This is a genomic window from Aestuariivirga sp. (genome assembly GCF_044239095.1).
Classification (GTDB): Bacteria; Pseudomonadota; Alphaproteobacteria; order Rhizobiales; family Aestuariivirgaceae; genus Aestuariivirga.
In genome coordinates this window covers 1-9,919 of sequence record NZ_JBIICB010000151.1, presented here as the reverse complement: position 1 = coordinate 9,919, position 9,919 = coordinate 1, and the positions used below count along the sequence as shown (strand labels likewise).

9 protein-coding genes are annotated in these 9,919 nt (G+C 56.4%); 4 read left to right on the top strand and 5 right to left on the bottom strand.

The window, feature by feature from the left end; genetic code table 11:
• Positions 1-116 precede the first annotated feature (116 nt).
• Positions 117-860, top strand: coding sequence for a B12-binding domain-containing protein (locus ACILRA_RS13905; RefSeq protein ID WP_395662693.1), 744 nt, complete (start codon positions 117-119; stop codon positions 858-860).
• A 58-nt stretch (positions 861-918) separates the two neighbouring features.
• Here ACILRA_RS13905 and ACILRA_RS13900 read toward each other — a convergent pair whose 3' ends face one another.
• From ACILRA_RS13900 to ACILRA_RS13890, 3 genes are all read right to left on the bottom strand, one after another.
• Entirely contained in the window at positions 919-1,644 is a 726-nt protein-coding gene (locus ACILRA_RS13900) for a methyltransferase family protein (RefSeq protein WP_395662692.1), read from the bottom strand.
• A 123-nt stretch (positions 1,645-1,767) separates the two neighbouring features.
• Positions 1,768-3,303 (bottom strand): FAD-binding domain-containing protein, encoded by a 1,536-nt coding sequence (locus ACILRA_RS13895; protein ID WP_395662691.1) that lies wholly within the window; start codon positions 3,301-3,303, stop codon positions 1,768-1,770.
• Complete coding sequence (locus ACILRA_RS13890) at positions 3,300-4,496, bottom strand: FAD-binding domain-containing protein (RefSeq protein WP_395662690.1); 1,197 nt, start codon at positions 4,494-4,496, stop codon at positions 3,300-3,302. Before ACILRA_RS13890 ends, ACILRA_RS13895 begins: the two co-directional genes overlap by 4 nt.
• A gap of 221 nt (positions 4,497-4,717) precedes the next feature.
• Between ACILRA_RS13890 and ACILRA_RS13885 the strand changes: the two genes are divergently transcribed.
• Together ACILRA_RS13885 and ACILRA_RS13880 are read left to right on the top strand one after the other, a co-directional pair.
• Entirely contained in the window at positions 4,718-4,969 is a 252-nt protein-coding gene (locus tag ACILRA_RS13885) for a helix-turn-helix domain-containing protein (protein ID WP_395662689.1), read from the top strand.
• 54 nt (positions 4,970-5,023) lie between these two features.
• Positions 5,024-5,518 carry a transposase gene (locus ACILRA_RS13880; RefSeq protein ID WP_395662688.1) on the top strand — a complete coding sequence of 165 codons (495 nt, stop codon included), beginning with the start codon at positions 5,024-5,026 and terminating at the stop codon, positions 5,516-5,518.
• On the opposite strand, the gene ACILRA_RS13875 is transcribed toward ACILRA_RS13880, so the two are convergent.
• Complete coding sequence (locus tag ACILRA_RS13875) at positions 5,490-6,434, bottom strand: hypothetical protein (RefSeq protein ID WP_395662687.1); 945 nt, start codon at positions 6,432-6,434, stop codon at positions 5,490-5,492. The two genes, ACILRA_RS13880 and ACILRA_RS13875, sit on opposite strands and share 29 nt — an antisense overlap.
• Before the next feature lie 110 nt (positions 6,435-6,544).
• Positions 6,545-7,291 carry a DUF6065 family protein gene (locus ACILRA_RS13870; RefSeq protein WP_395662686.1) on the bottom strand — a complete coding sequence of 249 codons (747 nt, stop codon included), beginning with the start codon at positions 7,289-7,291 and terminating at the stop codon, positions 6,545-6,547.
• A gap of 2,117 nt (positions 7,292-9,408) precedes the next feature.
• On the opposite strand from ACILRA_RS13870, the gene ACILRA_RS13865 reads away from it, so the two are divergent.
• Entirely contained in the window at positions 9,409-9,567 is a 159-nt protein-coding gene (locus ACILRA_RS13865) for a hypothetical protein (protein ID WP_395662685.1), read from the top strand.
• Positions 9,568-9,919 lie beyond the last annotated feature (352 nt).

The window sequence follows — 9,919 nt, the reverse complement described above, 5'->3', positions numbered from 1 at the left end:
GGTGTCGGTGTTCGAGAAAACGCCCATTTTATCAACCTTCCGGCCCGACGATCAGGGCATGGCGCAATCCGCCAACGACAAGCAATTGAATTTATTCGGTTTTTAACCGGACACTAGTGCTGACACATATTGTTTCAGAATGTGCAGTCGACCAGCTCCTCGCGCGGCATGGTGAGGCGCGTGAGAATAGTGCTCCGCATCGCGAAACCGGGCTTGCGGAAATTCGCGAGCTGGGCCGGATCCTCCTTGGCCCGGATAGTCACACTGCGTCCAGCTTCATTCTTTCGCTGAGAGATCAAGGCGTCTCACTCGATGATCTCTATACGGAGTTGCTTGGGCCAACAGCCGTCCATCTCGGAGATCTTTGGGACGAGGACCGTATCGATTTTGTCGATGTGACGCTTGGTGTCGCGCGATTGCAGCGTCTCGTAATGTCCTTTGAAGGCCTCAGTGAAGTTCCTGATCAGGACGGGAAGAGAAAGATTCTGCTCGTTGGCGCGCCGGGTGAGCAGCACCGCCTTGGCAACAGCATCGTTCAAAGGTTCTTCCGCTCCAGCGGATGGCATGTGTGGACCTGCACCGCGCCAGATGCTCAGAGAATTGACCAGATCGCAGCAGCGGAGTGGCTCGGCGTGGTTGGGTTCTCGCTGAATCTCGATGCCAACATGAATGGGCTGTGTTCGGTCATCAGGAACATCCGGGCAAACTCGGTCAACCCAAGGGTTGGCGTTATCGTTGGTGGGTCTGCTATCCAGAGAAACCCGCACTGGGTTTCAGAAATTGGCGCCGATGGCACAGCGGCAAACGGACCGGCGGCAGTTATACTCGCAAATAAGCTACTGGCGGGAGCACTTGCCTGAAGAGCGGGACTGACGATGGCGTGAGCGGAAATCGCCCGCTTCGATGTGGCCTCGTTGTTTATGGCTGGTGCGTATTCGGCAGACGCTTCCTCATCCGCAGTCGAGGTACCACATAGGGCACTGAAGCGCGATAGTCTTCGAAACGGCTGCCATAACGGTTTACAAAGCGCCGCTCCTTCAGCCGCGGAGCAAACAGGCAGTAGGCCGTATAGCAGATAGCAAGCGCCATCTGGTCAGGTGTCCAGACAGGCACCGTCCAGAGCGTCAACGCGAAGGCAACGTAGATCGGCTGGCGTATCAGGCGGAACAGTCCCTCTGTCGGCATGTCTGGGAACACGGGCTTGATTCGAGCCATCAGGGACATCCAGCCCAGTGCGCCAGACTGCACCTCTGCCCCCGCATCGAAACTCGCCTTGAGCAGCAAGAGCCAGCTTGCCGCATAGGCAGAGGATATCACCCAGAACATCACCCCCTCGGCCCGCCACCAAACAATTCCCGAAGGCGTCCATAGGGCAAACAGCGCCAGAAGCTGAGCTGATGCGATGATTGCATAAATCGTGGTTGCCAGCGTCTGCCCATGCGGCCCGGGAACCAGCCGGGTCAGAACGCGCCCGCCCCTGCCTGTCAGGAGAAGCGAGTGGCCAAGCGGAAACTGCAAAATCAGCAGGGCATTCGCGAATGCCGCCCATGGCCAGGGGATCGTTCCAAGGCCCTCGCTCAGCCCGAAGAACATCGCCACGATCATTGCCAGTACCGCCGCTGCAAACAGTGTGTGACACAGCATGCCGAGGGCGAGTGCACCTGCAATCCGCCCTGCCCCCCGCGGTGACCGGAGTGCAGCCGCCACTAGGGTCATCAGTCGAGCGATTCGCGGATCAGAGAACATGGAGATTGGTAAGTTGAGGAATCATGAGAAGTCCAAAGTCAGTTGTTTGCCGCTTATTGATTTGGATGCTGTCTTCCTGGTCCGCCCCGTCATCGGAATGCCAGCTTTGCGGCTGCCATGTTTCGCGGCAATCTTGCTCGCTGCGGTTCGGTGGCCAGCACTCTGGCGCAGTGCAAACATCGCATCCTTGGCGGCCTTCGCTGCGGTTGCATTGTCGACGATAGGTGCGGGGTAATTCAGCGTTGCCGATTCCTGCCAACGCCAGGGTTCATGTATGACGGCGTCTGGCACGGCATGGAGTTCCGGCACATAAGTGCGCACAAAGGCGCCCGTCGGGTCCTGATCGAGACCCTGCTTGACGGGATTATAGATTCGGATCGTGTTGATGCCTGTCGTCCCCGACTGCATCTGCACCTGAGACCAGTGAATTCCGGGTTCATAGTCGACGAACTTCCGCGCCAAGTGAAGTCCACTTTCTCGCCACGGCAGCCAGAGATGATAACTCGCGAAGGACATCAGCATGGCCCGCATCCGGAAATTGATCCATCCGTGCTGGTTGAGCGCGCGCATGCAGGCATCGACAAAAGGATAGCCCGTCTGCCCCTCGCTCCATGCGATCAGATGCCGCGGATCGCCACTTTCAGTCCGCAAGCCATCATAGGCGCGATGGAGATTTTCAAACTCGATGCGAGGTTCATCCTCGAGTTTCTGCATGAAGTGGCAGTGCCAGTGCTGGCGTCCCATGAAGGAGACCATGGACGCACGCCAGCTTCTCGAATCAGCATCCCTCAATTGGCTTAATGCCCGCATCCTGGGCCAGCTTGCCTGAGCCACTTCTCGCATGGAGATCGTGCCCCATGTCAGATGCGGTGAAAGCCGCGAGCAGGCGCCAAAAGCCGTCACCGGGCTCGACACCTCGAAGCGGTAATTGCGTCCACGCTCCTTGAGGAAGCCCGCGAGGGCAGACAGTGCCGCAAGTCGGCCACCAGGCTGGCGGTACGGGCATGGATCAGTCACAAGGCCAAGTTCTTCGTGGCTGGGAATATGTCGAGGCCAATCGCCGCTGTCTGGTTGAAGGGATGGCGCCGCCGTGATCGGCTCAGCCATGCGGCGGTCCCAGGCGCTTGCCCAGCCATCGCGAGATCTCAGCCTTCTGGCGACGCCGAATTGCCGCTCCTCATGCCACGGCACGCAAGCTTCCTTTGCCCATGCAGCAACAGCCAGATCGCGCGCATAGGTCCACCCATTGCCAGTCTCCTGGTGGCTCCACAGAGCGGCAATGCCGTGGCGTTTGTGAAGCTGCTCAAAGATGGAGACAGCATTGCCCACCATAACGCAAAGCGGGTGGCCGAGAGCAGCAAGTGCAGACTGGAGTTCGACGAGGCATTCAGCTGCAAAGGCCCATTGCCGTGCTGATGCATCGGGCTGCGCCCACAAATCGGGTTCGGCAATGTAAAGCGGCAAGACCGGCCCTCGCTCCGCTGCCATTGCCAGTGGACGGTGATCAACCACACGCAAATCTCTCTTGAACCAAACGATATGCACAGGCTGGCTCATGTGAGGCTGCTTTCTCTGAGGAGCGAGGGAATCCGCTCCTTGAAGGCAAAGAAGCCTTTCCTGGCGTGTGGCCAGAAGGTGCTGTCCCATGCACGGCGTGCCTGAACCAGAGCGATCCCTTCTCTGGCAAGCTCTGGGGCAATCTTTGCCAGGACATCCGCCACCGGCCCCACTGGCGCGTAGGGCGTGATGATCTGCCCTACCCCAGCCTCCCGGGCTGCAGCGATCAGGTGCGCCACGCTCAGCTTGTCAGCGAGGTTCACAGGGCAGCAAAAATGCGTCGCCGCACGTGCTGCAGTATCTGCGGCAGCGGCACGGACGAACTGGCGGGCGCCATCGCCCCACAACAGGCCCGCATCAGCGGCAACGATCACAGATCTGATGTCACATCCTGCATCAAGCAGCGTTTCCGGATTGAGATCATCATGGGTGACCAGCAAGGCGGCTGGCCCGCGCGAAACCCAGGCGGGAAGTGCAGGCAACTCTTGCGGCGCGGCGATGGGAGCCTCGGTGAGCGCAATCGCCTCTGCTGCGAGACCCTTGGGTGTGAAACGGCCATTGGTGTAGCGCGCTATGTTGCCGGCCGTGGCAAGGTAGGTCTTTCCCACAGTTTGCAGTCCTGCGACCCACCGCCACGACAATGTGTTGCTCGCGGCATCAGCATCGATCAGGTGGCGCAGAAAGAAATCGGCTCCCAGCGCCCACGGCAGGCGGAGCGTGAAAATCCAGATCGATGCAAACCACATGCGCGCATGATTGTGGAGATAGCCCGTCGCCACAAGTTCTCGCGCCCAGTCGTCAAAGCCTTCAATTCCGGTGAGACCGTTTCCGGCGTCAGTTACTGCCGGGCTGTCACGAAACGTATGGCGTTGCAAATCGCGCTCATCCAGGAAGCGCTGCCATACGGCGGGACGCATTTCCAGCCACCCCTTCCAATAAGTTCGCCACAGGACTTCCTGCACGAACTTCTCGGCCGCTGCCGGGCTGTGCTGGCCGAGAACGCTCGCAACGGTTTCCTGCTCAGTGATGAGGCGATACCGCAGATAGGCCGACAGCCGCGACACAGCGCTCGGGTCATCAGGCCCATAATCCGTATTGCGGCCAGAGGCATACTGGACACCCCCCTTCGGAGCGAACTGGGCAAGCCTCTCGAGCGCCACGACGCGCGAAGCAGAAGAAATCAACTTTACCATCTCCGGAAGATATCCGCCAAAAACGACATTTGCCCCTTATACGGAGAATGCCCAAGCATTGGATTGCGGGGCCAAGGACATCCTATGCCGGTGGTAACCGGCCGCGGCGCCAGTCAGTGGCGTTTGTCCAGGCATCCGGATCGGTGAGTTGAGGAACTCCAAGAATGTGTTCTACCAATCCGTGTTGAAGGTGACTCTGGGGGCCTCACAAATCAGCTGTGGTGGGCAGCGTCACCGCTCAGATCGTCTGTGACTGGGTCAAGAAGTTCAACGATCACGGTCCTGATGGGCCGATCAACCGCAAAACGCCAGGCAAGACACCGAAACTGACGGCCGAACAGCTGGCAGCGCTTGCCGCGATGGTGGAGAGCAGCCCGATACCTGCGAGCCACGGCGTGGTTCGCTGGCGCATCATTGATCTGTGCCAATGGGTTGGCAGGAGTTTCGCGTGTCCGTCAGTGAGGACACGGTGAACCGCCAATTGCGAGCAATGAGATATCGCAAGCTTTCGGCAAGGCCTCGTCATCATGCGCAAGCCGAGGGAGCGAGCGCCGGAAGATCAGCGGATAGCATCCGCTTACATCTTCGGCGCCATTTGCCCTTACGATGGAAAGGGTACCGCATTTGTCTTGCCAGCCTGCAACGTCCAGGCGATGGACCTGCACCTTACCGAAATCTCTGCCGAAGTAGCACCCGGCCGTCATGCCGTGATGCTGCTTCATCAACCTGGCTGGCACATGTCGGCGCGGCTCAGAAATCACTGCAGCATCACGCTGCTGGCACTGCCGCCCAAATGCCCCGAGCTCAATCCCACTGAGAACCTCTGGCAGTTCATGCGCGACAACTCGCTGTCCAACAGGACCTTAAAATCCTACGAGGACATTCTCGACCACTGCTGTTTCGCCTGGAACAAGTTCATCGGCCAATCATGGCGCATCACGTCCATCGGCCTCAAGGACTGGGCTCAAACGTCATGTTTCATGCGGATTGGCATTAACATGCAAGTTCTTTGGTCTTCTTGATGAGAGCAGTCGCAGCCTTTGGCCAAGGACTATACAATGAAATGAGTTTTTCTCTTCCTCCCAGCATTTCCCTAGATGCCGCCACGCGGCGAGAAGAAAAATCCCAAGTATTACCTCCCGCATTTATCTCAAGAATGAAGAGTTCCCGGGTGGCTGCCTCTCGAACGATATCGCAGGCTTGAAGGGGGGTATTTGGAAAGGAAGGGTATACCGCTTTTGCAAAGTCTGTAATTTCTTTAGGGACTTGAAACTCCAGTAACTCGCTGAACCCTCGCTCTGTAGAGCCGTATGTACTCCGTGGATCAACGACCGCTTCATTAGTGTCTTGTGTGCCTAGATTTGCCAAATCAATCTGTTCGACTGCACTTTTGACACGCATCCACAGAACTGGCTCACCAAGTAGAGTCAATACGCGATAGTATTCCGGTAGGTTCCCTGTATCAATGAAGCGCTGTACAATCGCTGGAGCCTTCAGGAGAAAGTGATCGGGCGCCAACATGTCTCTTGAAAGCCGATGTAATCGTGATGTGTCCCATAACAAGAGTTTCTGTGAAGTTGAAGTCAGAGTGAGGGGCAGTGGTTTGAGTACGACGTACCTTCCAAAATCAACCTCTCGATATCTTCGCTTGAACTCAAAGCGCTCAGTATGCGGGGTTGAAACCCCTCGCGCGGAAAAGCCGTGATACTGGTCGAGTTTTGTGATTGCCTTATTCTGTAGAATCGGCCCTCGTCGCGGCATGAATTTGCCAAGGCTTCCCAAGCTGACGGTGAGCGTCGGCAATCTCCATTTCCAGCCTTCCACATCATCGGCGGTGCTGCCAGGGGCCGCAATATGAACGACGATCTCAGGTGCCTGCTTAACAACCTCTCGCGCAATATCGATCATATCCGCGAAGCCCTGACGCTCAGGCTGCATGACAAGTATCAGAAGGTTCTCTTGTCGATCTGCTCGGGCGCCTAGGAGCGGTAGCTGAATACTCATCGCGCCTCAGTAGTCATGATCATAAACTATGCGGACTTGTATCGTCAGGGTTTCTCCTGAAACGGTTTTGGGTTTACCTTGGTCTTATGCCCCGCAAAAGCTGAACGGCCAGAGGGAAATGCTCCTCTAAAGTAATTCCTCTGCCAACCCTGCTTCACATACTCCGGGTCATTCTCTTTGAGTCCCTTGATGAATGCGTCTCTTGCATTCTTGGCGTCTTCATAATCCCGCTTCAACTCAGGGTCGCTGTCTATTGATAATGACAGTGGCACAACCTCATCTATCGTTCCCCTCTGCAATGGAAAGACATGACAAATTGGCTCATCTCTTTCAAAAACAATTGGATGATCTGGGCGGGTTATCCGCCAGTTCATTGTGAATGTGAATGGCGACCAATCGGTCTCGACGATACCCGTCAGTGCCTGAATACCATCTTTAAATTGGTTGATTGGCCCCCCTACCCATAGGTTTATCCCCGGATCGGTTCGAAAGAGCGCGTGAATTCTGAATGTTAAAATGCCCTCGCCGAAATGGCTTGAAACGTATCTGTCACTCTTGGTTTCGGTGACGACTTTAATGTCATCCTGGCCATTCCCACCATTCCAAATAATCTCGCAACGATCTTTGAAAAGTATCTCCCATCCGTGAGCATTCGCAATTAGCAGAGGAAGGCAACGCGCAGCGAAACGACTTGTTGTTTGGTCGATCCATGACCGCTCAGCGGAGGCTGGCCTTATTTCAAACTGTGGTGCCTCGGGGGTGAGATCGATGGTGTACGCTGTCAGTAGCATTTCGGAGCTCATGCCCTTTCACACAGTTTGATACTGTTCGTCAGTGGCCAGCAGAAGCGGAACGGGATCATTCAGAAGTGTCATCTAGCCAGCATATATTGACAATAATACTTGTGTCTGCGCTATAAAGGACCTTAGTAAACGGAGATCAGAATGATGAACGGTCCCCTTCCGCCACCGCCGGTTATTGAAGTCGACGGTCCGCTGCCGCCCCCGGTGATTGAAGCAGACGGCCCGCTGCGACTGAAGCGTGCGTTAATCTAGGTCGTCAGATTGCGACAGTTCTGGTGCGTGCCGGTTGCGCGGTGACCTGGAGCCGCGAAGCGGCCAAGGTTCTTGATATCATTTTGTAGCATCTCGCTCGGTCTCGCGCGCTCGTAGCGACTGACAGGTGGTTTGGGTTCAAGGTCCTTGATGCGGCTCAGGTCCGCGTGCCGGGGAAACAGACTGATGGTTGCTGGCGGCAACCCGCCTGGCCGCGATACGCTTGCCCATGAAGCGGCGATGGAGGGCAATGACCTGACGGGCGATATCATCACGCATAGGCAACTGAAGCTTGTGGGGTCGTGAAGAGCGACCATGAAGCCACTCCCGGCCCTGCGCTTCGAAGCGCTCCGGCCAGTTGTGCGCGGTCCGCGGGTAGGCGCCTGCGGCTCATGCGGCGGCCTCCGGCGTCTGCCCGGTAAGAGCCGCTCTGATCAGCCGCTCCCATCCATTCGGCGACAATCGTGCATTCTTGTGAATGTTCACCCTATCATCTTCGACGAGACTGCGGTGTTATAACCAACAGCTTCCTCGATCTGGACCAGATGGACAACCTATTGAGAGGTCACACCTAGAGTGATCCGCCAAATCAGCAACCACTTTTGCCAAATGATAATGAGCAAGTCACTGATCCTGCTCGAGTTCCTTTCGACCAGGTGATTTGACGTGGTCGGAGCGCGCTCTGGCCGCCTCTCACTGAGATATTTCTCGGCAACGCTGCTTCGAAGCTTATCCAGAATTTCGCTGAAGATTATGCCTTCCTCCCCAACTCGACGGTGCAGGGTCCTCTCCGTTATGTGGAGTTCCGCGGCCAGCGTGTTGGCCTTTGCACCGAAACTGGAGAGCCCATCAGCAATGACGTGGAGTGACGGTGCTGATGATCCATCATGCACGCCGTGGCGACAACGCTCGCGGCGGATTGAATCATGAGGTCGCTCTGGACACCCCAATCCACCTCAAGCGACCTGAGGACTAGATGACGACGGAAGTGGCCAGCTTTGTAGTACATCCTACCAAGCACGCAGAATTGTTTGAGAAGATGCGGGCCCCGCCTTAACGCCATAACCGAACCTGTTGACGTGCAGGCGCTCTGGACAATCCTAGGCATTCACGATCAGGACGTGAACGACGTCCTCAATATGTCGAATGCCTCCGGAATAGTCGGCGACATCGCCCAAGGGCTTGGGATCAGACAAAGTTCAAGATGAACCGGGTTCAGACCAAGTTGAAGGAAGACGGCAGTCCGTAAACCCGATCAGCAGCCGCACCTCTTAAACGATCGCCCCTGCAGTATCCGCAGGATGGACTGCCGATGACCAGAAGGCCACGTATGGTACAATAGGAAAATCATCATTGACCGCAACCGAGGCGGGCACATTGACCGTGGGAAGTGGTCCAAATGACACGACTTGAGACACTTCAATTCGAGGAAAAATGGCAGTAGTAGGGGGTGGCAAGGGTCCTGACATCACGCGTCCTCCATTCATTTCAATTCGCCTTAGGCTATCACTTCGTTTTTTCTTGAGCAAGCAAGGTCCTATCGAGGCTTGTCCTGCAGAAATGCCCCCTACTTCCTATTCTCCGACGTTAGCCATTCCAGTCGCGCTTATCCGTGAAGCCACTTTGGGCAATTTGTTCAACTTAGAGATCAACGCCGGAGGCAATGCTTCGGGCGTCTCATCACACCGGTTGGCGCAATAACAAGAGAATCTTGGCGGGGGCATAAACTAGCACCGATTATTCACGAGCGAGCTGATTTTGGGCCGGCGGAGGTGGCGCAATCAATTGTTTGGTATAGGAATTCATGGTCGAGACGATTGCCTGCTACCAGAACAACAGAGGCGCCTCCCGCCATGAGCGAGGACATCTGTGTTCCCTTCGATCTTCCAGCCCTTTCCCGCAAGAAGGTCTCCGCGGACTTCGCTGGCGGTGCCACTTCCTATGATGGCAGCCTGCTGCTCCTGCGGGAGGCGGACCGGTTGCGGGAGAGCGGGGCGCCGTTTTACTCGTAAGCGACCATGATCCGGTTCGGTAACATGCCCAATCGCACGGGAGCGCGCAGAGGATGTCCATAATGGTGGATATGGTCTGCAAGAACTTCGCGAGGCAACCTACTGCGATCACGCTGGACATCGACGACACCTAGAATCCCGTTCACGGTGGGCAGGAACTCTCACTGCTCAACGCTCACGACGACACCCGCTGCGTCGTTCCGATCCATACCTATGATGTGTCCAGCGGCTAGGAGCCTGTCTGGAAAATGGCCTCGACGGCGGGGATAGAATTTGATTCATTTGGGTTATGAGCAAGACATATCGATCGTGGGAAGTAGATCAGGCGTGGCTTTTGCCGGCTTCGGTTCAT